17 protein-coding genes are annotated in these 23,844 nt (G+C 61.6%); 3 read left to right on the top strand and 14 right to left on the bottom strand.

The window, feature by feature from the left end; all coding sequences use genetic code 11:
• Positions 1 to 74 precede the first annotated feature (74 nt).
• The 12 genes from KJY40_RS10935 to leuC all read right to left on the bottom strand — a co-directional run bounded on the left by KJY40_RS10935 (position 75) and on the right by leuC (position 14,106).
• The gene (locus KJY40_RS10935; RefSeq protein WP_230736711.1) at positions 75 to 755 is read right to left on the bottom strand and encodes an SPOR domain-containing protein; all 681 of its coding nucleotides are present in this window, start codon (positions 753 to 755) and stop codon (positions 75 to 77) included.
• Positions 739 to 2,046: a bifunctional tetrahydrofolate synthase/dihydrofolate synthase gene (gene folC / locus KJY40_RS10930; RefSeq protein ID WP_230736709.1), complete on the bottom strand. Its 1,308-nt coding sequence runs from the start codon at positions 2,044 to 2,046 to the stop codon at positions 739 to 741. The genes KJY40_RS10935 and folC overlap by 17 nt, the downstream gene beginning before the upstream one ends.
• Complete coding sequence (accD, locus tag KJY40_RS10925; protein WP_007956457.1) at positions 2,043 to 2,963, bottom strand: acetyl-CoA carboxylase, carboxyltransferase subunit beta; 921 nt, start codon at positions 2,961 to 2,963, stop codon at positions 2,043 to 2,045. Before accD ends, folC begins: the two co-directional genes overlap by 4 nt.
• Before the next feature lie 192 nt (positions 2,964 to 3,155).
• Positions 3,156 to 3,770: a phosphoribosylanthranilate isomerase gene (locus KJY40_RS10920; protein WP_179692065.1), complete on the bottom strand. Its 615-nt coding sequence runs from the start codon at positions 3,768 to 3,770 to the stop codon at positions 3,156 to 3,158.
• A 64-nt stretch (positions 3,771 to 3,834) separates the two neighbouring features.
• Positions 3,835 to 4,659 carry a tRNA pseudouridine(38-40) synthase TruA gene (gene truA / locus KJY40_RS10915; RefSeq protein WP_085607862.1) on the bottom strand — a complete coding sequence of 275 codons (825 nt, stop codon included), beginning with the start codon at positions 4,657 to 4,659 and terminating at the stop codon, positions 3,835 to 3,837.
• 150 nt (positions 4,660 to 4,809) lie between these two features.
• Positions 4,810 to 7,467, bottom strand: a complete 2,658-nt coding sequence (locus KJY40_RS10910) for a FimV/HubP family polar landmark protein (protein WP_230736708.1) — start codon at positions 7,465 to 7,467, stop codon at positions 4,810 to 4,812.
• A 209-nt stretch (positions 7,468 to 7,676) separates the two neighbouring features.
• Positions 7,677 to 8,687 carry an aspartate-semialdehyde dehydrogenase gene (locus KJY40_RS10905; RefSeq protein ID WP_230736706.1) on the bottom strand — a complete coding sequence of 337 codons (1,011 nt, stop codon included), beginning with the start codon at positions 8,685 to 8,687 and terminating at the stop codon, positions 7,677 to 7,679.
• 112 nt (positions 8,688 to 8,799) lie between these two features.
• Positions 8,800 to 9,912 carry an aspartate-semialdehyde dehydrogenase gene (gene asd / locus KJY40_RS10900; protein ID WP_003226428.1) on the bottom strand — a complete coding sequence of 371 codons (1,113 nt, stop codon included), beginning with the start codon at positions 9,910 to 9,912 and terminating at the stop codon, positions 8,800 to 8,802.
• Between the two features lie 66 nt (positions 9,913 to 9,978).
• Positions 9,979 to 11,061: a 3-isopropylmalate dehydrogenase gene (leuB, locus tag KJY40_RS10895; protein ID WP_085655206.1), complete on the bottom strand. Its 1,083-nt coding sequence runs from the start codon at positions 11,059 to 11,061 to the stop codon at positions 9,979 to 9,981.
• 69 nt (positions 11,062 to 11,130) lie between these two features.
• Complete coding sequence (locus KJY40_RS10890) at positions 11,131 to 11,895, bottom strand: class I SAM-dependent methyltransferase (RefSeq protein ID WP_230736704.1); 765 nt, start codon at positions 11,893 to 11,895, stop codon at positions 11,131 to 11,133.
• A 136-nt stretch (positions 11,896 to 12,031) separates the two neighbouring features.
• On the bottom strand, positions 12,032 to 12,676 hold the full coding sequence (gene leuD, locus KJY40_RS10885; RefSeq protein WP_011333351.1) for a 3-isopropylmalate dehydratase small subunit: 645 nt from the start codon (positions 12,674 to 12,676) through the stop codon (positions 12,032 to 12,034).
• Between the two features lie 11 nt (positions 12,677 to 12,687).
• The gene (leuC, locus tag KJY40_RS10880) at positions 12,688 to 14,106 is read right to left on the bottom strand and encodes a 3-isopropylmalate dehydratase large subunit (RefSeq protein ID WP_007956445.1); all 1,419 of its coding nucleotides are present in this window, start codon (positions 14,104 to 14,106) and stop codon (positions 12,688 to 12,690) included.
• Between the two features lie 140 nt (positions 14,107 to 14,246).
• Here leuC and KJY40_RS10875 point away from each other — a divergent pair, with 140 nt between their 5' ends.
• The 3 genes from KJY40_RS10875 (at position 14,247) to KJY40_RS10865 (ending at position 20,284) form a co-directional block, all read left to right on the top strand.
• Positions 14,247 to 15,137 (top strand): LysR family transcriptional regulator, encoded by an 891-nt coding sequence (locus KJY40_RS10875; RefSeq protein WP_007956444.1) that lies wholly within the window; start codon positions 14,247 to 14,249, stop codon positions 15,135 to 15,137.
• Positions 15,138 to 15,205: 68 nt separating this feature from the next.
• The gene (locus KJY40_RS10870) at positions 15,206 to 18,484 is read left to right on the top strand and encodes a bifunctional diguanylate cyclase/phosphodiesterase (protein WP_230736702.1); all 3,279 of its coding nucleotides are present in this window, start codon (positions 15,206 to 15,208) and stop codon (positions 18,482 to 18,484) included.
• A 108-nt stretch (positions 18,485 to 18,592) separates the two neighbouring features.
• Positions 18,593 to 20,284, top strand: a complete 1,692-nt coding sequence (locus KJY40_RS10865) for a molecular chaperone HscC (RefSeq protein ID WP_230736701.1) — start codon at positions 18,593 to 18,595, stop codon at positions 20,282 to 20,284.
• Here KJY40_RS10865 and KJY40_RS10860 read toward each other — a convergent pair.
• On the bottom strand, positions 20,281 to 22,977 hold the full coding sequence (locus KJY40_RS10860) for a J domain-containing protein (RefSeq protein ID WP_230736699.1): 2,697 nt from the start codon (positions 22,975 to 22,977) through the stop codon (positions 20,281 to 20,283). The genes KJY40_RS10865 and KJY40_RS10860 overlap by 4 nt on opposite strands.
• On the bottom strand, positions 22,974 to 23,669 hold the full coding sequence (locus KJY40_RS10855) for a DUF1266 domain-containing protein (RefSeq protein WP_230737673.1): 696 nt from the start codon (positions 23,667 to 23,669) through the stop codon (positions 22,974 to 22,976). The genes KJY40_RS10860 and KJY40_RS10855 overlap by 4 nt, the downstream gene beginning before the upstream one ends.
• Positions 23,670 to 23,844: the final 175 nt, after the last annotated feature.

Raw genomic sequence — 23,844 nt, 5'->3', positions numbered from 1 at the left:
CGGCGCATTTTAGCAGAGCGCAGGGCTGTCGGTAAGCTGCGAATGTCAGTGCATTTCAATCGGGGCGATAGATTTCAGCCACGCTCGGGCTGGAAGCGCACCACAAACCCCTTGAGGTTCTGCTGGCGGCTCAACAGATCGCGCAGACGATCGGCTTCGGCACGCTCGATCAGCGGACCGACGAACACCCGATTCTTGCCATCGGCGGAACGAATGTAAGCGTTGTAGCCCTGGCTGCGCAGGGTTTTCTGCAGGCTTTCAGCGCTGGCGCGGCTCGACAGACTGGCCAGTTGCACCGACCAGCTCACCGAGAGGCCATTGGCATCGACGCGGCTTTGAGTGGTATCCGGTTTGGCAGACAGCGCAGCGATCGGCTGGGCCGGAGCCGTGGTTGGCTTGACCACGGGAGCTGGAGCTGGAGCTGGAGCAGGCGCCGGCGCAACCGGTTTGGCTACCGGTGCAGGAGCCGGGGCTGGCGCGGCGGAAGCAATCGGTGCCGTTGGCGCCACTTGCTCGGCGACTTCGTCATCGCTCGGCACTGGCTCTTGCGGCAGAACCTGCGGCTCGGGCACGGCCACGGTTTCCATCTGGATCTGCGCCACGGCAGGCGCCTGCGGTGCGGCCGGCGCATCGACGGTCACCTGACGCTGCTCATCCTGACGGGAAAACAGCATCGGCAGAAAAATCACCGCCAGCGCCACCAGCACCAGGGCACCGACCATGCGCTGTTTGTACGCTTTATCCAGCAAAGCCATTTGCCGCTTCCTCCGTGGAGCGCCGAGACAGCCATTCAAGGGCCTCGGCGACACAATAAAATGATCCGAACAGCAAGATCTCGTCGTCGCTGGTGGCCACTGCACACTGCCCTTCCAGCGCAGCCGCCACACTGTCATAAGACGTGACCGATGCGCCAAGGTTCTGCAGTGCAACATTCAATTCAGCCACCGGACGCGCACGCGGCGAATCCAGCGGCGCCACCGCCCAATGCTGGACGCTGGCATTCAATTCACCAATGACACCGTCCAGATCCTTGTCCGCCAACAGGCCGAACACCGCCAGACGCTTGCCGACCGGCGGACGCGCAGCCAGACGCCGCGCCAGATACTCCGCCGCATGCGGGTTATGGCCAACGTCCAGCAGCAGGTTGAGACGCTTGCCATTCCATTCGAACGAACGACGATCAAGACGACCGACCACGCGAGTCGCCTGCAACGCCGCAATAATCTGCCCGGCATCCCATGGCAAACCGAGCAACAGATAAGCCTGCAACGCCAGTGCAGCGTTCTCCATCGGCAGATCGAGCAGCGGTAAATCGCGCAGCTCGACGACCTGACCGTCAGCATCAGTACCGCGCCACTGCCAGAGTTGATCCGTGATACCCAGATCGAAATCGCGCCCGCGCAGGAAGAACGGGCAAGCGAGCTCGCGCGCCTTGTCCAGCAGGGGTTCTGGAGGATTCAGATCACCGCACAGCGCAGGCTTGCCTTGGCGGAAAATCCCGGCCTTCTCGAAAGCCACGGATTCGCGGGTATTGCCCAGGTAATCGGCATGGTCGACACCGATGCTGGTGACCAGCGCGATATCGGCGTCGACCACGTTGACCGTGTCCAGACGCCCGCCCAGCCCGACTTCCAGCACCACCGCATCGAGTCCCGCCTGTTGAAACAGCCAGAACGCCGCGAGGGTGCCCATTTCGAAGTAAGTCAGGGAAGTGTCGCCGCGCCCCGCTTCGACCGCCGCGAAGGCTTCGCACAGCTGCGCGTCAGTGGCTTCGACGCCATTGAGCTGCACCCGCTCGTTGTAACGCAGCAGGTGCGGAGAATTGTAGACACCGACATTCAGGCCCTGCGCCCGCAGCAACGAAGCCACGAAAGCGCAGGTCGACCCCTTGCCGTTGGTGCCGGTGACCGTAATCACCCGAGGCGCCGGCTGGCCCAGTCCCATGCGGGACGCTACCTGTTGCGAACGCTCCAGCCCCATGTCGATGGCCGATGGATGCAACTGTTCAAGGTAGGCGAGCCACTCGCCAAGGGTGCGCTCGGTCATACGTTGGCAGGCACCGGCGGAACGACGATCGGCTCGATCGGCGCGGCAACGAAGGTCGGGGTCGGCTTGCCGGTCAGTTGCGCCAGCAGATTGCCCAGACGCGGCCGCAGTTCGCGACGGTCGATGATCAGGTCGATTGCACCGTGCTCCAGCAGAAACTCGCTGCGCTGGAAGCCTTCCGGCAGTTTTTCACGCACGGTCTGCTCGATCACGCGCGGACCGGCGAAACCGATCAGGGCTTTAGGCTCACCGACGATCACGTCGCCCAGCATCGCCAGACTGGCGGAAACGCCGCCGTAGACCGGGTCGGTCAGCACGGAGATGAACGGAATGCCTTCTTCACGCAGACGCGCCAGCACAGCCGAGGTCTTGGCCATCTGCATCAGCGAGATCAGCGCTTCCTGCATGCGCGCGCCACCGGAGGCGGAGAAGCAGACCATCGGGCAACGGTTTTCCAGCGCGTAGTTGGCTGCGCGCACGAAGCGCTCACCGACGATGGCGCCCATGGAACCGCCCATGAAGCTGAATTCGAACGCCGAAACCACGACCGGCATGCCCAGCAGGGTGCCGCTCATGGAAACCAGTGCGTCTTTCTCGCCGGTCTGCTTCTGGGCAGCGACCAGACGATCCTTGTACTTCTTACCGTCGCGGAATTTCAGACGGTCAACCGGCTCAAGGTCAGCGCCCAGTTCGGCACGGCCTTCGGCGTCCAGGAAGATGTCGATGCGCGCACGTGCACCGATGCGCATGTGGTGGTTGCACTTAGGGCAAACGTCCAGGGTCTTTTCCAGCTCCGGACGATACAGCACAGCCTCGCAGGACGGGCATTTGTGCCACAGACCTTCAGGGACCGAGCTCTTCTTGACCTCGGAACGCATGATCGAAGGGATCAGCTTGTCTACCAACCAGTTGCTCATGCTTTCTTTCTCCAGTACCGGCGGCCCGAACGCTCTGGTTCGCGGCCCCGCGTATGCCCTTCAGCTAAATTCATGTGTGGCGATGATCGGCCGGGCTGCCGGGTCAGCGGAACTGACCTGCGTACACCCCGAAAAGACCCTCAGCCTCTTTTCTACAGAGCTGTGGACGGCGGCAGTCTGCCAGCCGTCACATCAGCGTACGGCGTTGATGAATGCACGAATCTTTGCGTGATCCTTGATGCCCTTGCTCGCCTCTACCCCGCCGCTGACATCCACCGCATACGGTCGCACCCGGGCGATCGCATCGGCGACGTTCTCCGGCGTCAGGCCGCCGGCCAGAATCAACGGTTTGCTCAAGCCCTGCGGAATCAATGACCAGTCGAACGCCTCGCCGGTTCCGCCGGGCACGCCTTCGACATAAGTGTCGAGCAGCACTCCGCTGGCACTCGGGTAGGCATCGCAGGCAGCGGCAATGTCATCGCCCGCCTTGACCCGCAAGGCCTTGATGTACGGCCGGTGCCAGCCTTCACACTCGGCGGCGGTCTCGTCGCCGTGGAACTGCAACAGATCCAGCGGCACGGCATCGAGGATTTCCCCGAGCTCGCAGCGGCTGGCATTGACGAACAACCCGACCGTGGTCACGAACGGCGGCAAGGCGGCGATGATCGCCCGCGCCTGCTGCACGGTCACCGCCCGGGGACTTTTAGCGTAGAACACAAAACCGATGGCATCGGCCCCGGCCTCGACGGCTGCCAACGCGTCTTCTATGCGGGTAATCCCGCAAATCTTGCTGCGAACGGCTGACATGTCGATAAAAACCCCAAGGCAAATCCGAGAAAGTCCCGGATGGTAACAAATGCGTTCGAGGGCGTCAGCCGTCAAGTTCCGAGAAACCCGTAAGGAAATGTGGCCCGATGAAGCGCTCGGGCAACGGGAACTCGTCGTGGTATTCGACCTGCACCAGATACAGGCCGAACGGATGCGCCGTGACCCCGCCGGAACGCCGCTCGCGGCTCTCCAGCACTTCTTTCATCCACTCCACCGGCCGCTCGCCGGCGCCGATGGTCATCAGCACTCCGGCGATATTGCGCACCATGTGATGCAGGAACGCGTTGGCGCGAATATCCAGAACAATCATTTTGCCGTGACGGGTCACGCGCAGGTGATGCATCTTCTTGATCGGCGACTTGGCCTGGCACTGGCCGGCACGGAACGCGCTGAAATCATGGGTACCGATCAGGTACTGCGCGGCTTCGGCCATGCGTTCGACGTCCAGCGGACGGTGATTCCAGGTGATTTCTTCGTTGAGATGCGCCGGGCGGATCTGATCGTTGTAGATCACGTAGCGATAGCGCCGGGCAATCGCCTTGAATCGCGCATGGAAATGCGCCGGCATGACCTTCGCCCAACTGACGCTGATGTCGTGGGGCAGATTGATGTTGGCGCCCATGACCCAGGCTTTCAGCGAACGGTCGACCTGGGTATCAAAATGCACCACCTGCCCGCAGGCATGCACACCAGCGTCGGTGCGCCCGGCACATTGCAGCGAGATCGGCGAGTCGGCGACCTTCGACAGGGCTTTTTCCAGGGTTTCCTGCACGGTGAGCACACCGGTGGACTGGCGCTGCCAGCCGCTGTAGCGCGAGCCCTTGTATTCAACGCCCAGCGCGACGCGGAAAAAGCCTTCGGGTGCCATTTCGGCGGCCGGGTTATCTATGTTTGCCAAGTCGGTACAGCCTGCTGATCTACAAAGGCGGGCATTATAAGGCGGCGGGACGGGGAAACCAGACCCAAACAAAAACGGCAGCCTTATGGGCTGCCGTTTTGCTTAGCGCTGAATGCCGACTCAGGCCAGATGCGAAAGCATTTCGCTCGCTTCGCTCTTCTGCTTGTCGTTCCCCTCGCTGATGACTTCATTGAGGATGTCGCGCGCGCCGTCGTTGTCGCCCATGTCGATGTAGGCCTGAGCCAGATCGAGCTTGGTCGCGGCTTCGTCGGTGCCGGACAGGAAGTCGAAGTCTTCGTCACCCAGATCATCACCCAGCGCAGCGTCGGCCTCGGTGAAGCTTGGCTCGTTGATACTGCTCGACAGACGATCCAGCTCGGCGTTGACGTCGTCCAGTTCGGCGGCGAATGCGTCCGGCTCGGCTGGCGCCGCGTCCATTTCGTCAGCCAGGGACAGGTCGAAATCGGCTGGCAGCTCCAGGTCGTCCTGTGGCACGTCGGCCACGGTCGGGGTTTCGACCAGCGGCAGATCCTTCACGCCTTCGTCCAGATCCAGCAGGAAATCATCGTCTGCCAACTCGACCGGCGTAGGCGCAGGATCGGCACCGAGGTCCAGATCCAGGTCGAAGTCCGACAGGTCGTCGAGGTTTTCCTTGATGTCGGTCTGCTGTTGCAGCACCGACTCGAAGCTCAGATCGTCGTCAGTCGGGAACGCGTCCAGCTCGACCGGAGCTTCCGGCTCGACAGTCGCCACAGGTTCTACTGGCGTGATGTTGTCGAGATCGTCAAGGCTCAGGTCGAAAGCACTGTCCAGTTCGTCATTTGCCGCAGCAGGCGCTTCAGGCTCGTCGAGCAGCAGCTCCTTGACGTAATCCTCGTCCAGCTCGGCGGCAAGGGCCGCTGCCGCCAGACCGCCGGCCGCGACGACCGCCATGGCCGGGAAGCGGCTTTTCAGCTCTTCGACCTTGGCGAAGTTGTCGCCATTGGCGACCAGCTGGCGCTCCTGACCGACGAACGCGTCACGGTCGCCCTGGCGGCCGTAGACTTCCATCAGTTTCAGACGCAGATCGCTGCGCTGCGGCTCCAGGCTCACGCCCTCCTCCAGCAACGCGGCGGCCTGATTCAGACGACCGCCGTCGATGTGCGACTGCGCCTTGTCCAGCACGTCGTCGGAACGCTCGGCGGCAGGCGCCACCAGAGGCGCGGCGATCGGCTCGGCCATCACCACTGGCGCAACTACAGCAGCAGCGGCGGCAGGCGCTGGAGCCGGAGCCGGAGCCGGAGCCGGAGCCGGGGTCAGCTTGACGCTGGCGGCTGGCACTTCCAGGCCTTCGAAGCTGCTTTCCGGCAGATCGAGGTCCTGGGAGAAAGATTGCTCCTCCAGGGCACGGGCCATGCGCAGGTGTTTTTCGGCTTCCTGTTGCGCCTTGCGGCGACGCGCCAGCAGCAACAACAGGAGCAGCAGAACCACTGCACCGCCACCGACCAGACCCAGCAGGATCGGATTGGTCAGCAGTTCATTGAAGGTTTTCTCGTCATCGGCAGCCGGTTTGGTTTCAACCACAGGCTCGACAACCGGCTCGATCGGTGCCGGAGCTGCAGCCTCAGGCGCAGGTGCGGCCGGTGCAGCCTCTGCCGGAGTTGCCGGCGGCGTGGCAGCCAGTTCCGCGGTGATCGCCGGCACTACTGGCGCAGTGGCAGCCGCAGCTGGGGCAGCGCCCGAACCTTCGGCCTGCATTTTCGCCAGTTGATTGTTCTTCAGCTCGATCAGGCGTTGCAGCTTGTCCAGCTGACTTTGCAGATCGGCCATGCGGCTTTTCAGTTCTTCATTGTCACGACGGGTGGTGTCGAGACTTTCCTGAGTGACCGCCAGTTTGTTGCTCAAAGCCTTGGCATCGCCGGCCGGGCCCTTGCCACGCGCCTTGGCGCTTTCGGCGGACACCAGACTCAGGTTGTCCTTGGCGTTTTGCGCAGCACCGGTATTGGCGCGGCCACGATTGGTCGCATCGAGCTGCTGCTGACCGGTGCCCGGCTTGGCCACATAACGACGGCCCTGACGCCAGGCTTCGTTCTGCGCGGCCACCTCGGCAATCGCTTTGGACTGCGGCAGTGCGGTGCTTTGCACCTGATCCGGCAGACGCAGCACCTGTCCGGTTTTCAGGCGGTTGATGTTGCCGCCGATGAACGCGTCCGGGTTCAAGGCCTGGATTGCCAGCATGGTCTGCTGCACCGAACCGCCGGTGCGCGCCTTGGCGGCGATTTCCCACAGGGTGTCGCGCGGCGTGGTGGTGTGGGTCGAATGCGTGGCGCCGGTGGTCGGTGCGGTGATGGTTTGCGCCGGCGCAGGCTGGGCGGCGGCATCAGCGGCCTGCGGCGAAAACTTCGACGGATCCAGCAGCACGCTGTAATCACGCAGCAGACGGCCGTTCGGCCACATCACCTGCACGAGGAATTTCACCATCGGTTCCGACAGCGGCTTGCTCGACGTTACGCGCAGCACGCTTTTGCCGCTGGCGTTGAGCACCGGAGTGAAGGTCAGATCATTGAGGAAGGCCTGGCGATCGACGCCGGCCTTGGCGAAATCTTCCGGCGAAGCCAGGCTCGGCACCACTTCGGCAGCGGTCAGATCCTTGACATCGAGCAGCTCGATTTCCGCCACCAGCGGCTGGTTCAGGGTCGACTTCAGGGTCAGCTCCCCGAGCCCGAGGGCATGCGCCATACCGGAGGACAGCGCCGAGGCGGCCGCTATTGCTAACACCAGTTTGCGAACTTGAACCATAGCCTCTTCCTTTGTTTGAACGTTCCTCGGCCAGCGAGAAGATGTTGATTGTCGCTGCCGTAAGGCATTGCGCGCGACGACGACAGCATGCCGCGCGCGATCATTTCTTTGATGCCCCGGAAAGTCCCGGAGGGTGTTACGTCATCAAGCGATCTGGCCAAGCATAGCGCCGGGCTAGAATCAGTCGACAAATTGTTGCCAAGTATCTTTTACAGCAGGTCTTTTATCAACAACTCGGCGACCTGCACGGCGTTCAGGGCCGCACCTTTGCGTACGTTATCTGACGTCAGCCACAGATTAAGTTCCGACGGTTCGTCGATACCGCCGCGAACCCGCCCGACGTAGACCACATCCTGTCCCACCGCGTCACCGACCGCAGTCGGATAATCACCGGCCTCGACCAGCTCGATACCCTCGGCATCTTCAAGCGCAGCATTGACCTTTTCCAGGTCGACCGCGTTCGCTGACTGCAAGGTCACGCTAAAGCTATCGCCAAAAAACACCGGGGCTTGAATGCAAGTCGCGGAAATCTTTAAAGAAGGTTGCGCCAGCATCTGACGCAACTCACGCACCAGGCGTTTTTCCAGCAGCGTATGGCCTAGCGCATCCGGCGTACCGACCTGGGCCAGCACGTTGAATGCCACCTGCCGGTCGAAGAACTTCGGCTCGAGCGGACGCAGGTTCAACAGTTCAGCGGTCTGGCGCGCCAGCTCGGATACAGCTTCGCGCCCCTGAGCGGAAATGGCCAGACTGGCGGTGACATGGACATACTGCAGCTCGATCAGCTCGCGCAATGGCGCCAGCACCACGGCCAGCGCAGTGGCCGACGGGCTCGGGCTACTGACCTGAAATGGCGCTTTCAAGCCGGCCAACACCTCGACATTGGCTTCCGGCACCACTTGCGGGGCCTGGTCGGCCGGCAAGGCACCGGACAGATCGATCAGCGAGCAACCGGCGGCATGGGCGCGAGCCGCGTAACTCAGGGTGACCGCAGGCCCCGCCGTAAAGAAAACCAGTTTGACCTTGGCGAAATCGAACTCATCGACCTCGCGCACCCGCACGTTCTTGCCACGATACGACACCGAACTGCCAGCAGATTCGCTGCTGGCCAACAGATGCAACGTGCCAACCGGGAAATCGCGCTCTTCGAGAATCTGCACAAGGGTTTCGCCGACAGTACCGGTGGCGCCGATCACGGCAATATCAAGGGTCTGGGTCATGGTGCTACCTCTGGCGAAACGGGGGGAGCGGCACTTTACCGGGTGGCCGCCACGCAGGCAAAAAAAACCCGCGCCTCTTGCAAGGCACGGGCTCTTTCATCGCATCAAGCGATCAACGCTCAAGCAGGATCCGCAGCATGCGACGCAGCGGTTCGGCCGCGCCCCACAGCAGTTGGTCGCCGACGGTGAAAGCACCGACGAACTGCGAACCCATGTTCAGCTTGCGCAGACGACCGACCGGTACGTTCAAGGTACCGGTGACTTTCGTCGGGCTCAGCTCCTGCATGCTGATATCGCGGTTGTTCGGCACCAGTTTGACCCAAGGGTTGTGCTGGCTGATCAGCCCTTCGATATCGGCGATCGGCACGTCCTTGTTCAGCTTGATGGTCAGCGCCTGGCTGTGGCAACGCATGGCGCCGATGCGCACGCAGATGCCGTCGACCGGGATCGGGCTCTTGAAGCGACCGAGGATCTTGTTGGTCTCGGCCTGCGCCTTCCACTCTTCGCGGCTCTGGCCGTTCGGCAGTTCCTTGTCGATCCACGGGATCAGGCTGCCGGCCAGCGGTACGCCGAAGTTTTCAGTCGGGTACGCGTCGCTGCGCATGGCTTCGGCCACACGGCGGTCGATGTCGAGGATCGCGCTGGCAGGATCAGCCAGTTGATCGGCGACAGCGGCGTGGGTCGCGCCCATCTGCTTGATCAGTTCACGCATGTTCTGCGCGCCGGCACCGGACGCCGCCTGATAGGTCATGGCGCTCATCCACTCCACCAGACCGGCCTCGAACAGACCGCCCAGGCCCATCAGCATCAGGCTGACGGTGCAGTTGCCGCCGATGTAGTTCTTGGTGCCCGCGTCGAGCTGCTGGTCGATGACCTTGCGGTTGACCGGGTCGAGGATGATGACGGCGTCATCGTTCATCCGCAGGCTCGAGGCCGCGTCGATCCAGTAACCCTGCCAGCCGGCTTCGCGCAGCTTCGGGAACACTTCGCTGGTGTAGTCGCCGCCCTGGCAGGTCAGGATCACGTCGAGGGTCTTCAGCTCTTCAATGCTGTAAGCGTCCTTGAGCGGAGCAATGTCCTTGCCCACGGACGGGCCTTGGCCACCGACATTGGAAGTGGTGAAAAACACCGGCTCGATAAGATCGAAATCCTGCTCTTCCAGCATCCGCTGCATGAGCACGGAACCGACCATGCCGCGCCAACCGATCAGACCTACACGTTTCATCGCAACTACACCTTCTTGAAAAGTGGGCCGCTGCTTTGTATTGAATTTCGCAGCGGGCCCGAGAGATTACAGATTCCGCAGCGCGGCGACTACTGCGTCACCCATTTCCTGCGTACCGACTTTAGTGCAACCGGTCGAAAAGATGTCGCCGGTGCGCAGACCTTGATCCAGCACCACGCTGACCGCTTTCTCGATGGCATCCGCCGCTTCGTGCAGATTGAAGCTGTAACGCAGCATCATCGACACCGACAGAATGGTCGCCAGCGGGTTGGCGATGCCTTTGCCCGCGATGTCCGGCGCCGAACCGTGGCAAGGCTCGTACATGCCCTTGTTGTTGGCGTCCAGCGAGGCCGACGGCAGCATGCCGATGGAACCGGTGAGCATCGACGCTTCGTCGGACAGGATGTCGCCGAACATGTTGTCGGTGACGATCACGTCGAACTGCTTCGGTGCGCGCACCAGTTGCATGGCGGCGTTGTCGACGTACATGTGGCTCAGCTCGACGTCCGGGTAATCCTTGGCGACTTGCTCGACCACTTCACGCCACAGTTGGCTGGACGCCAGTACGTTGGCCTTGTCCACCGAGCACAGCTTTTTGCCACGCACGCGGGCCATGTCGAAACCGACACGGGCGATGCGGCGGATTTCGCTTTCGCTGTACGGCAGCGTGTCGTAGGACTGGCGCTCGCCGTTTTCCAGGGTGCGAGTGCCGCGCGGCGCGCCGAAGTAGATGCCGCCGGTCAGCTCACGGACGATCAGGATGTCCAGGCCGGCAACGATTTCCGGCTTCAGGCTCGAAGCGTCGGCCAGTTGCGGGTACAGGATCGCCGGACGCAGGTTGCCGAACAGGCCCAGTTGCGCACGGATTTTCAGCAGGCCGCGCTCAGGGCGGATATCACGCTCGATGGTGTCCCATTTCGGGCCGCCCACGGCGCCCAGCAGCACAGCGTCGGCAGCGCGGGCACGGTCGAGGGTTTCGTCGGCCAGCGGCACGCCGTGCTTGTCGATGGCGGCGCCACCGATCACGTCATGGCTCAGCTCGAAGCCCAGGCTGTACTTGTCGTTGGCCAGCTCCAGCACCTTGACTGCTTCGGCCATGATTTCCGGACCAATACCGTCGCCTGGGAGAATCAGAATCTGCTTGCTCATGCTTTCCTCGTGTCTTCAGTCGGTGCGCCATCGGCTGGCGCGCCCGGAAAAATTCTTATCGTTCCAAAATTACTTTTCAGCCCAGAGCACCAGCACATCTGTACTGAACGAACCATCGGCCTCAATCTCAAAATATTCGCGCACTTCGTTGCCCATCGATTGCTGCAACTGGCGGATCGCGGCGCGCATCACTTCGGGTGTGCGCATGCGCTCGACCCAGCTGTTGTACTCCAGACGCAGGCGCTGACGCGTGGTGCTGCGGGTGTGCAGACCGGCTTCGCTGACCTGGCGCAACCACTCACCGGCCGAATAATCGCGCACATGGCTGGTGTCGCGCAGCACTTCGACGCTCTGCAAATAAGTGTCGAACAGCGGACTGCCCGGCGACAGCACATCGATGAACGCCGCCACGCCGCCCGGTTTCAGCACCCGACGCACTTCGCGCAGGGCCACGCCGAGATCGCTCCAATGGTGCGCCGAATAACGGCTGAACACGAAGTCGAACTCACCGTCGGCAAACGGCAGGCGCTCGGCGGCGCCGTTGATCGTGGACACGTTGCTCAAACCGCGATCAACGGCAGCGGCGGCGACCACGTCGAGCATCTGCTGCGACAGGTCGTACGCCACCACTTCTTTCACTAACGGGGCGACGTGAAAACTCACGTGCCCGGCGCCGCAACCCAGGTCCAGCACCCGAGCCTCGCCCTGCCCCGCCAACTCAGCCTGCAGCAGCGCAAATTCAGTGCCTTGAGCGTGAACGGCGCTGCTCAGGTAGGCGGCGGCCTGTTCACCGAATTGCTTTTGTACAACCTGACTGTGGGCGGTGCTGGTCATGAGTACTTCCCTTTGATTTTGGGTTGCTTGGTCTGGCCTCATCGCTGGCAAGCCCGCTCCCACAGGTTTGATGAACACCGCAAACATTGTGGGAGCGGGCTTGCCCGCGATGGGACCAGCCCTGACTACATCAATCTCACGCGTCGCGGAACAACCACGGCTGGCTCGCGCGATGCCTGGCTTCGAACGCGGCAATCGCATCGCCGTCCTGCAAGGTCAGGCCGATGTCGTCCAGGCCGTTGAGCAGGCAGTGTTTGCGGAAAGCGTCGATCTCGAAGCGGTAGACCTTGCCGTTCGGGCTGGTCACGGTCTGCTCGTGCAGATCGATCTGCAACTGATAGCCCGGCGCGGCCTCGACTTGCTTGAACAGTTCGTCGACTTCGGCATCGCTCAAGATGATCGGCAGCAAACCGTTCTTGAAGCTGTTGTTGAAGAAGATGTCGGCGTAGCTCGGCGCGATGATGCTGCGGAAACCGTACTCTTCCAGCGCCCATGGCGCGTGTTCACGGCTGGAGCCGCAACCGAAGTTCTCGCGGGCCAGCAACACGCTGGCGCCCTGATAACGCTCGGCGTTAAGTACGAATTCCTTGTTCAGCGGACGCTTGGAGTTGTCCTGATACGGCTGCCCCACATCGAGGTAACGCCACTCGTCGAACAGGTTCGGGCCGAAACCGGTGCGTTTGATCGACTTCAGAAACTGCTTCGGAATGATCTGGTCGGTGTCGACGTTGGCACGATCCAGAGGCGCGACGAGACCAGTGTGCTGGGTAAAAGCTTTCATGCTGCGCTCCTTTAGATCAATTCACGAACGTCGATGAAACGACCGTTCACCGCCGCCGCAGCGGCCATGGCCGGGCTGACAAGGTGGGTACGGCCACCGGCGCCCTGACGGCCTTCGAAGTTACGGTTGGAGGTCGAGGCGCAATGCTCGCCGGACTCCAAACGGTCCGGGTTCATCGCCAGACACATCGAGCAACCCGGCTCGCGCCATTCGAAACCGGCTTCGAGGAAGATCTTGTCCAGACCTTCGGCCTCGGCCTGCGCTTTCACCAGACCCGAGCCCGGCACGACGATGGCCTGCTTGATGGTCGACGCGACCTTGCGACCCTTGGCGATCACCGCCGCAGCACGCAAGTCTTCAATACGCGAGTTGGTGCAGGAACCGATGAACACGCGGTCGAGCTGAATGTCGGTGATCGCCTGATTGGCGGTCAAACCCATGTATTTCAAGGCGCGGACGATCGAGTCGCGTTTGACCAGATCCATCTCTTTAGCCGGGTCCGGCACGTTCTGATCAACGGCCAAGACCATTTCCGGCGAAGTGCCCCAGCTGACCTGCGGCTTGATCTGCGCGGCGTCGAGTTCGACCACGGTGTCGAAATGCGCATCGGCGTCGGACACCAGGTCTTTCCAGGACTCGACCGCCAGGTCCCACTCGGCGCCTTTCGGTGCGAACGGACGACCGTTGACGTAATCCACAGTCTTCTGGTCCGCCGCCACCAGGCCCACGCGGGCGCCGGCTTCGATGGACATGTTGCAGATGGTCATGCGGCCTTCGATCGACAGATCGCGGATCGCGCTGCCGGCGAATTCGATGGCATGGCCGTTACCGCCGGCGGTGCCGATCTTGCCGATCACCGCGAGGACGATGTCCTTGGCGGTCACGCCGAACGGCAACTGGCCTTCGACGCGCACCAGCATGTTCTTCATTTTCTTGGCGACCAGGCACTGGGTGGCGAGCACGTGCTCGACCTCGGAGGTGCCGATACCGTGAGCCAAGGCGCCGAACGCGCCGTGGGTCGAGGTGTGCGAGTCGCCGCAGACCACGGTCATGCCCGGCAAGGTCGCGCCCTGCTCCGGGCTGATCACGTGAACGATGCCCTGACGCACGTCGTTCATCTTGAATTCGACGATGCCGTATTCATCGCAGTTGTCGTCGAGGGTCTGAACCTGCAAACGCGAGACCTGGTCGGCAATGGCTTCGATGCCGCCCTTGCGCTCCGGGGTGGTCGGTACGTTGTGGTCCGGGGTGGCAATGTTGGCATCGATGCGCCACGGCTTGCGCCCGGCCAGTCGCAGGCCTTCGAAGGCTTGCGGCGAGGTCACTTCGTGGATGATGTGACGATCGATATAGATCAGCGCCGAGCCATCGTCGCGCTGTTTGACCAAATGCGAATCCCAGAGCTTGTCGTAGAGCGTTTTGCCGGCCATCAGACGGTTCCTCATCAGCTTGTTTCTATGCCCTGGGCTTATCAATAACCCTTTGGCTTGTGAGGCCGATCCTATGGGGTTAGATTAAATAACTCAAATTCATATTTTTTATGCTTTGGATAACCAACTGGAATACAAACATGGACCTGGCCAACCTCAATGCTTTTATCGCGATTGCCGAGACCGGAAGCTTCTCCGGCGCCGGTGAACGACTGCACCTGACGCAACCGGCCATCAGCAAACGCATCGCCGGGCTGGAGCAGCAATTGAATGTGCGGCTGTTCGACCGGCTCGGTCGTGAAGTGGGCCTGACCGAGGCCGGCCGGGCCCTGCTGCCACGGGCTTATCAGATTCTCAACGTGCTCGACGACACCCGCCGCGCCCTGACCAACCTGACCGGCGAAGTCACGGGCCGCCTGACCCTGGCCACCAGTCACCACATCGGTCTGCACCGCCTGCCGCCATTATTGAGGGAATACACCCGCCGCTACCCACAGGTGGCGCTGGATATTCAGTTCCTCGATTCGGAAGTGGCCTACGAAGAAATTCTCCATGGCCGCGCGGAACTGGCGGTCATCACTCTGGCGCCGGAGCCGCATACGCTGGTCAAAGCCACGCCGGTCTGGGATGACCCGCTGGATTTCGTGGTCGCCCCGGAACATTCATTGATCAGCAACGGCGCCGTCACATTGGCGGACATTGCCGGCCATCCGGCGGTTTTCCCCGGCGGCAACACCTTTACCCACCACATTGTCCAACGCCTGTTCGAGGCCCAGGGCCTGACGCCGAACATCGCCATGAGCACCAACTACCTGGAAACCATCAAGATGATGGTGTCGATCGGCCTGGCCTGGAGCGTTTTGCCGCGCACGATGCTCGATGAACAGGTGGCGCGCATACCTTTACCGGGCATACAGCTCAGTCGCCAGCTAGGCTATATCCTGCACACTGAAAGGACGCTGTCGAATGCTGCACGGGCATTTATGGCCCTGCTGGACGCTCAAATCGATCTGCCAGGGACTCTCGGCTGACTTGTGCTACTCCTATAGAGCTGCCGTCCCTGTGCCAAACGCCCAAATCAGCTCAAGGCCCCTTAACAATGCCGAAATCTGTTGACCGTATTCCGCCGATGCCGCGTATTCAGGCCATTGATCCACGGCGTTCAGAACAGAGCTGGGAGAGCGCGCCGCAATTGCTCGCCGCGCTCAACGGCGCCCGCCTCGGCGCCTGGTACTGGGACATCGAGCGTGGGCAGATCAGCTGGTCGCGCGGCACTCAGGCCTTGTTCGGCTTCGATCCGCGGCAACCGCTGCCCGAAGACCTGGAATACCTCGATTTGTTGCCGCCGGAGGACCGGGCGAAAACCATCCGCGCCTTCCACGCCGTAATTGCCGGCGCACCGCTGGAACAGGCGATGCACCACCGCATCCGCTGGCCCGACGGCAGCCTGCACTGGCTGGAAATCAACGGCAGCCTGCTGCCGGACAAACACGGCCGGCCCCGAATGATCGGGGTGATCCGCGAAATCACCCACCAGCGGCAACGGGAACAGGCACTCAGCAGCTCCGAAAAACGTTTCGCCACGCTGTTCCACCTGTGCCCGAACATGGTGCTGCTGACTCGTCAGGAAGACGGCCTGATCAGCGAGGCCAACCAGTATTTCGAAAGCCTGTTCGGCTGGCCGGTGCAGAGCGCCATCGGCCGCACCACCCTGGAACTGGGCCTGTGGGTGCATCCCGAGCAACGGGCGGAGCTGGTCAAGAAGACCAAGGCCAAGGGCGAACTGATCAGCATGGAGGTGCAGTTCCGCGCCAGCAACGGCCAGATCCACGACGGCATCCTCAGCGCGCAAAAGGTCGAACTCGAAGGCCAGCCGTACCTGCTCAGCACCTTTCTCGACACCACCGAGCGCAAAGCCGCCGAACATGCCCTGAAAGACAGTCAGGAACGTCTCGATCTGGCGCTGGATTCGGCGCAGCTCGGCACCTGGGACTGGCACATTCCCAGCGGCATGCTCTACGGCTCGGCCCGCGCTGCGCAATTACACGGTCTGGAGCCGAAACCGTTTCATGAGTCGTTCGAAGAGTTCTTCGAGGGCGTCCCCGGCGAAGAGCGCGACAGCATGCGCGACGCCTACCGCAGCCTGCGCGAAGGCCCTGCGGGCAATTATCAGCTGACGTACCGCGTACAGCTGCCGGACGGCAGCTCGCGTTATCTGGAAAGCCGCGCCCGCCTCTATCGCGACGACAACGGCGTGCCGTTGCGGATGGCCGGCACACTGCTGGACATCACCGATCAGGTTGAACGCGAACAACGACTGGTGGCTTCGGAAGAGAAATTCGCCACGCTGTTCCAGGTCAGCCCCGACCCGATCTGCGTGACGCGCCAGGAAACCGGGGAATTCATCGAGATCAACTCCAGCTTTTCCCAGACCTTCGGCTGGAGCGCCAGCGATGTGATCGGCCATACCGCCGAAGAAATCGGCTTGTGGGACGCCTCGGCGAAAAGCCTGCAACGCATCGAACGGGTGATCCGCGAACAGGGCCTGAGCAATGTTGCGATCATCGTCCAGCACAAGGACGGCCAGTCGCTGACCTGCGTGATTTCCAGCCGCCAGATCAGCGTCGGCAACCAGCCGTGCATTGTCACCACGTTGCGCGACATCACCCAGCAACAGCGCTCGGAAGCGGCGCTCAAGGCCAGCGAAGAGAAATTCGCCAAGGCGTTTCACTCCAGCCCCGACGCGATCACCATCACCGAGCGCGATACCGGGCGCTATCTGGAGGTCAACGACGGTTTCTGCCGCCTCACCGGCTACCGTGCCGACGAAGTGGTGGGCAAAACCGTGTATCAGGTCGGCATCTGGGCCGAAGAAAAACAACGCTCCGCACTGCTCGCCGAGCTGCAGATCAAGGGCCGCGTGCACCATCAGGAAATGCTCGGGCGCAACAAGCGCGGCGAGATCCTGACGGTGGAAGTCTCGGTCGAACCGATCACTCTCAACGAAACCGCGTGTCTGTTGCTTACCGCCCGGGACGTCAGCCTGCTGAAGAACGCCGAAGCGCAGATCCGCCATCTGGCCTACCACGATCCGCTGACCAACCTGCCCAACCGCGCACTGCTGATGGATCGCCTGAGCCAGCAGATCGCCCTGCTCAAGCGCCACAATTTGCGCGGTGCGCTGCTGTTTCTCGATCTGGACCACTTCAAACACATCAACGACTCGCTGGGGCACCCGGTTGGCGATACAGTGCTGAAAATCATCACCGCACGGCTTGAAGCCAGCGTGCGCATGGAAGACACCGTGGCGCGGCTCGGTGGCGACGAATTCGTGGTGTTGCTCAGCGGGCTGGAAGGCACGCGCAATGAAGTCAGCGCCCAGGTGCGCGAGCTGGCAGACACCATTCGCGAACTGCTGTCGGAACCGATGTTCCTCGACGGACAGCGCCTGCAAGTGACGCCGAGCATCGGCGTGGCGCTGATTCCCGATCACGGCTCGACCCCGACCGACCTGCTCAAACGCGCCGACATTGCGCTGTACCGGGCCAAGGATTCGGGGCGCAACACCACGCAGATGTACCACAACACCATGCAGAAAGCGGCCAGCGAACGGCTGCGCATGGAGACCGACCTGCGCCTGGCCCTGTCCCGGGGCGAATTCGACGTGCATTACCAACCGCAAATCGATGCCCAGGACAACCGCATCATCGGCGCCGAAGCCCTGGTGCGCTGGAATCACCCGGAACTCGGCGCGCAATCGCCCGCCGAATTCATCAAGGTGCTGGAGGACAGCGGGCTGATTCTGGAAGTCGGCACCTGGATCCTCGATGAGGCGTGCGAAGCCTTCAAGCAATTGATCGCCGAAAAGCTGATCGATCCGTTGGCCTTCAGCCTATGCGTGAACATCAGTCCCCGGCAGTTCCGCCAGAACGACTTCGTCGAGCGCATCGAGCGCAGCATGAGCAGCCACGGCCTGCCCTGCTCGCTGCTGAAACTGGAAATCACCGAAGGCATCGTCATCCAGAACCTGGAAGACACCATCAGCAAAATGCGTCGCCTGAAAAAGCTCGGCGTGAGTTTTGCCATGGACGATTTCGGCACCGGCTATTCATCGCTGACCTATCTGAAACGATTGCCGGTGGACACGCTGAAGATCGATCAGTCGTTCATCCGCGACGCCACCACTGATCCCAACGACGCCGAAATCATCCGCGCCATCGTCGCCATGGCCCGCAGCCTGGAACTGGAAGTGATCGCCGAAGGCGTGGAAACCCCGGAGCAGCTGGCCTTTCTGCAAGGGTTGGGCTGCCATTTGTATCAGGGCTATCTGCACAGCCGGCCGTTGCCACTGGAGGGGTTGAAGGGATTGCTGGAATGACCGGACACCTGCGGTCGCTTACCGCAGGCATTGTCGCCAGGCCCGTAATTGCCAGGGTTGGCGGCAACCTGTAGGGTCGCGTTTTTTCGCGCTGTTTCGAGATCGATCATGCAGGATGCAACCCTCCCCCGCCCGGCCCTGCTGGGCATTGACCTTGGTACCACCAACAGTTTGATCGCCGTCTGGCAGGACGGTCAGGCCCGTTTGATCCCCAACGCCCTCGGCGAGGTACTGACCCCGTCGGTGGTCAGCCTTGATGAAGACGAGACCATTCTGGTCGGCAAAGCCGCACGCGCACGCCTGACGACCCACCCGGAACGCACAGCCGCCGCGTTCAAGCGATTCATGGGCAGCGACCGGCAGATCGAACTCGGCACCAAAACCTTCAGCCCGGAAGAATTGTCGGCACTGGTGCTGGGCTCACTCAAACAGGACGCCGAAGCCTTTCTCGGCCACCCGGTGGCTGAAGCGGTGATTTCCGTGCCGGCGTATTTCAGCGACGAGCAACGCAAACGCACATTGTTCGCCGCCGAACTGGCGGGCCTGAAGGTTTCCCGACTGATCAACGAGCCGACCGCCGCCGCGATGGCGTATGGGCTGCACGAGCAGAAATTCGAACGCACGCTGATCTTCGATCTGGGCGGCGGGACGTTCGATATCACGGTGCTGGAATATGCGTTGCCGCTGATTGAAGTGCATGCGTCCACCGGGGACAACTTTTTGGGTGGGGAAGACTTTACCGCTGCACTGCTGAATGCCTGTCTGAAAAGCTGGCAACTGACCCCGTCGATGATTGATCCGCAAGGCATGGCCAGCCTTGGCGATGCCCTAGAACAACTCAAATGCAAACTCAGCGAAGGACCTCAATCGCTGAGCTGGCGCCATGCCGACGAACTGTACGAATGGTCGCTGGATGAAGCCGCTGCCGTGAAGATCTGGGAATCGTTGCTGGCACGATTGCGCGCGCCGATCGAACAGGCCCTGCGCGATGCGCGCCTGAAGCCACGGGATCTCGACAGTCTGGTGCTGGTCGGTGGGGCAGCGCGGATGCCTGCGGTACAACAGTTGGTCGCCACACTGTTCGGACGCCTGCCCTACCGGCATCTTGATCCCGACACCCTCGTTGCACTGGGTGCGGCCACGCAAGCGGCCTGCAAGGCGCGCGATGGTGCGATCGAAGAACTGATTCTGACCGATGTCTGCCCGTATACGCTGGGCATCGCAACCATGCGTGGCAAAGGCATCGACGGCGCCTTTTCGCCGATCATCGAACGCAACACCATCATCCCGACGTCACGGGTCGAGCGCTACCACACAACCCATCCCCGGCAGGAGCTGCTGCGCATTGCCGTTTATCAGGGTGAGCGGCCGTGGGTACGTGACAACATCCTCATTGACGCTTTCGATGTCACCTTGACGCCCACCGATAACATTCAGGAGCTGGACGTACGCTTCAGTTACGACATCAACGGTTTGCTCGAGGTCGACGTCACGCTGCTCCAGACCGGCGAACGCCACAGCCACAGCATCGACCGCAGTCCCACCGGGCTGAATGAACAAGCACGCAGAGACAGCCATAACCGTCTGTCGACGCTGAAGGTCCATCCACGCGACGCATTGCCCAACCGCACACTGCTGGCCCGTCTGGAGCGGGCATGGATGCAAAGTCTGGGCACGCAGCGCGAACACATTGCCGAGTGGCTGCACAACTTCACCACGGTACTCGGCGGACAGCAGCCGGCCGAGATCGCCAGCCACCGCTCAGAGCTCAACAAGGCGCTGGATCAACTGCGCCTCTAACCGTTAAGTCGCCGCAGAGCAGCCTGCAGACCACCGGACAGCATCTCGCCACTGCCGCTGTCCGGTGGCACCCCGTACCGGTTGGGCAACTTGTCACCGGGAAAGCCGAACAGCAGCAGCGGCAGAAACGGCAAGACCGGCGACAAGGCCATGAATATCAGCAATGTGGGCAGGCCTCGTCCCATATCATGCAAACGGCGCAGAGTGGCACCGAATAACAGCAGAACACCCAGTAACAGGATCAGAATGCCAAAGAATGTGGTACCGCTGATCAATCCTGCCACCGGCGTAATCACCACACACCCCAGGACCTGGGCGATAAAAGCCTTGCGCCCCAGCCGCGACCCCAGGCGCCAGATCGCCCCTGCCGGCACCGGCTGAATATCACTTTTGGCCAACATCAAACGCTCCGACCAGGACAGCAAGGCACACAGCGCCAGGCGCAAGCCGATACTGTTCTTCACGTCATCCTTGCCCTGCTGCAATTGGCGCAGCACTCGCGTTTTCGGCACTCCGGCAGCGCCATAGCGCACCATGGCCTTGAGCGAATCGAGGGCCTCGTATGCCAACAGTTTGTCGACCCCAAAATCCGTCAACACCTTGCGCGGCGGCCACACCGGCTCGCCCTTGATCAAGCCGTCACGAAACCCTTCGAACCAGTCATCCTCGCAACTGACTGCCGCGATGGACTGCAGCAAGGCACGATGCTGCTCGGCGCTCAGGCTCGGGTCGTGATAGAGCACGCCCCAGAACATCAACAGCCCCAACAGATCGTCGCCACACGCAGCGCGGTCGCTCTCGATGCAGGTGTAAAGCAGGGTATTGGCAGGCAATCGGGCGCTGTCGAGTGCCTGCTGCACGCTGAACAATTGCTGCACCAACAAGCCGTGCACCGGATCATTGCCTTGCAGCCAGCCCAGTAAACCGTCGCAATTGCCTTGCTCGCGTTGCAACCGCCGCAACAGTGGCTGCAGTCGACTCAAAGGATGAGCCGGACTGAACGGCAGACGCTCCAGGCACTGCCCATCGATCATTGGCAGCCAGCGCTCCGGCTGATCCAGCAACGCCAGCAAAAACACGGTTTGAGCGTGCCACTCCCAGGCAGCCTCGCCCAGCCCGACCGGCGGCAACCCTATCCCGCGACGGCTCAACTGAAGGAGCAAATCGAGCTCGGACAAGTCACAGTCGTCTTTGACGGCGCCCAATTTGAATGCTTCGGCGATGCGCTCCAGGGCGGTGTTACTGTAGGGCCGCAAGCGACGCAACCACAGGCGACAGACCTTGTGCAGCTCGCCTGTTGTCAGTGCCTGCGGCAATTGCTGCGATATTGAATCCGCTTCGCTGAATACGCTCATAGCCTGCGCAATCGGCGCATTCTCCAACCAGCGCAGATGTTGTCCAGCCTGAACTTTGAACCCGCTCAACACCAGGCATTCAAGCGCATCGACCGGGAGCGGCTGATCCAGAATCCGCTGCAGCAAGACCGCATCACCGCGATGCAGCGCCCAGGCATGCCGGTACAGTTGCAGCAGCCTGCTGTCAGCATTCTCACCCAGCAGTTGGGCAAGCAACGGGAGCTCATCGCCTGTCATGCGCCAATCGACAAAACTTTGCGCCAGGCTATCGAGCTTCAACCGTCCAACACCCAACCAACGGTTCAGCGTCTCGGGGCGTTGTGACGGACTGCCGTATACCTGCGCGTCATCCCCGAGATCCGCAGGCCACTCGGAGAAATCGCCCAGACAATCGAACGCCTGAATCAGCAGAGGCAGAAAAGTCGGTTGCCGCTTGGCGCACAATTCCAGCAGACGACTTTCGGCCATCGGATGGCGGAACTCGTTCCACAGCCTGATCCAGCACGGCAATGCCTGATCGTCGCGCCCCAGCAGACTGCTCTGACACGCCAACAGGTAGAGCCAGTCCACGTCATCCGGTGCTTCCAGCTGTTTTTCGACACAGCACTGCAAAAATATCGGTGCACCGATGCCCGCTTGGGTGAACTGCACCAGCAAACGCTTCATGAACGCAGCATCATCCGGCAACGGCAGACACGTGTGCTGGCTAGCGAAGTCGGCAAACTCATGGAGGGGACGCTGGGTGAAAATAAAGTCGAGGCTGCGGGCGTACCAAAGTGATTCGGTCTGCGCAGCCACTGACCAGGCGCTCATCAGATCGGTATCGAACGGGTCAGGCGTTTCGATTCGCTGCAAAAAGGCTTCCACCCGACGCGCGTCGTTGAACTCCAGATCCAGTAACTGCTGATGCCACGCCATACGCTTGGCCAACAGATTCGCGCAGCGGTAAGACAGCGGGCCGGCATCGGCCATCCGGTGGTAGAGCCCCCAACTGAGTTCATCGAGCTGTTCCAGCGACAGCTCATCCAGCGCCCGGACAAATGCCTGCCACGCCTCGAAGTTGAAACGCCGCGCGGGATCGTCAAGCAACTCGCAGAAATCCGCGAACGCCTGCGGGATCTCGACAACCTCCTGCCCTGACTCTTCAGTTTTTTCCTCGGGCGCTTCTTTCTCGTCTTCACGTGCCAGACGCAACGCGTTTTCGTAGGCCATGCGCAGCGCCTGAAATCCTTCAGGATCGGTTTCCGGATGATGCGACGGCAATCGTGCGCGGTAGGCATCGCGAATCAGGGTTTCGTCGGATGTAGGCTCGATGCCCAAGCGAATCCAGCAACTCATGACCAGTCGAACTCCTTGAGCGATGCCGGACGGGGTAACGAATCAATTTCCATGTGCCAGGGCAGGTCGGCCAGAAAGTGCGGGATGTTCTGGGCGAGGCCGCGGGCGATCCGCAGGTTATGAGCACTGTCCCCCTGCCGTTCCAGCTCGCAGGCCAGCTCGTCGTCGCTTGTGTTCAGGCAGCACCAAAAGCTGCGACCCACAACAAAGCCATTGAAGTAGGACATCCAGTTACCGTAGTGAAACTGCGCCCTGACGGCCAAACGACTGTGCAGCCAGTTGCTTTCGGCCAGATCAATCCACTGATTGCGCACTGCGCAACGCAAGAGAAACCCCATCCGCCCGTAATCCCAGGACAAGATCCCTCCTGGACCACAACCGCCAAAAGTGCGACTGGCAAACTCGTGCAGAACACGCTCGCGAGGGCTCAGCTCTTCGAGCAGGCGTTGCCATTCATTCGGCAGACAACGTTGCCACGCCGAATAGGCGCCACTCAGGTGCTTGGCATGTCCGTCGTCCGTCATCCATTGAAGCATGTCGAACAATTGTCGCCGGTCATCGATTCCCCAGCTGCCTTTCAGATCGATATAGCGGTCATCGCAGAAGGCAGGGTCGTCATACCCGGCGCCGGTGTTGAGCGCTGCCATTGGCGCAGAAAGGGCGCACAGCCAGCGCTGTTGAATATCGTCCATGAAAAAGGCTCCAGGCCGACCGATAAGGATGGGGTCGGCTAAACTGCGGCGGATTGTAGAGAAACCGCCGCTGGGGGCAAAGTCGAACAGCCATTTTCCTGCGCCCACAAAAAAGGCCCCGACGTATCGGGGCCTTCATTCAGCGGCTTATCGCCCGTTCAGACGATTTGTTTCT

Origin of the sequence: Pseudomonas fitomaticsae (assembly GCF_021018765.1) — a bacterium.
GTDB classification, from domain to species: Bacteria; Pseudomonadota; Gammaproteobacteria; order Pseudomonadales; family Pseudomonadaceae; genus Aquipseudomonas; species Aquipseudomonas fitomaticsae.
The sequence above is the reverse complement of the archived record's forward strand: the minus strand, read 5'-3'. Positions and strand labels throughout refer to the sequence as shown.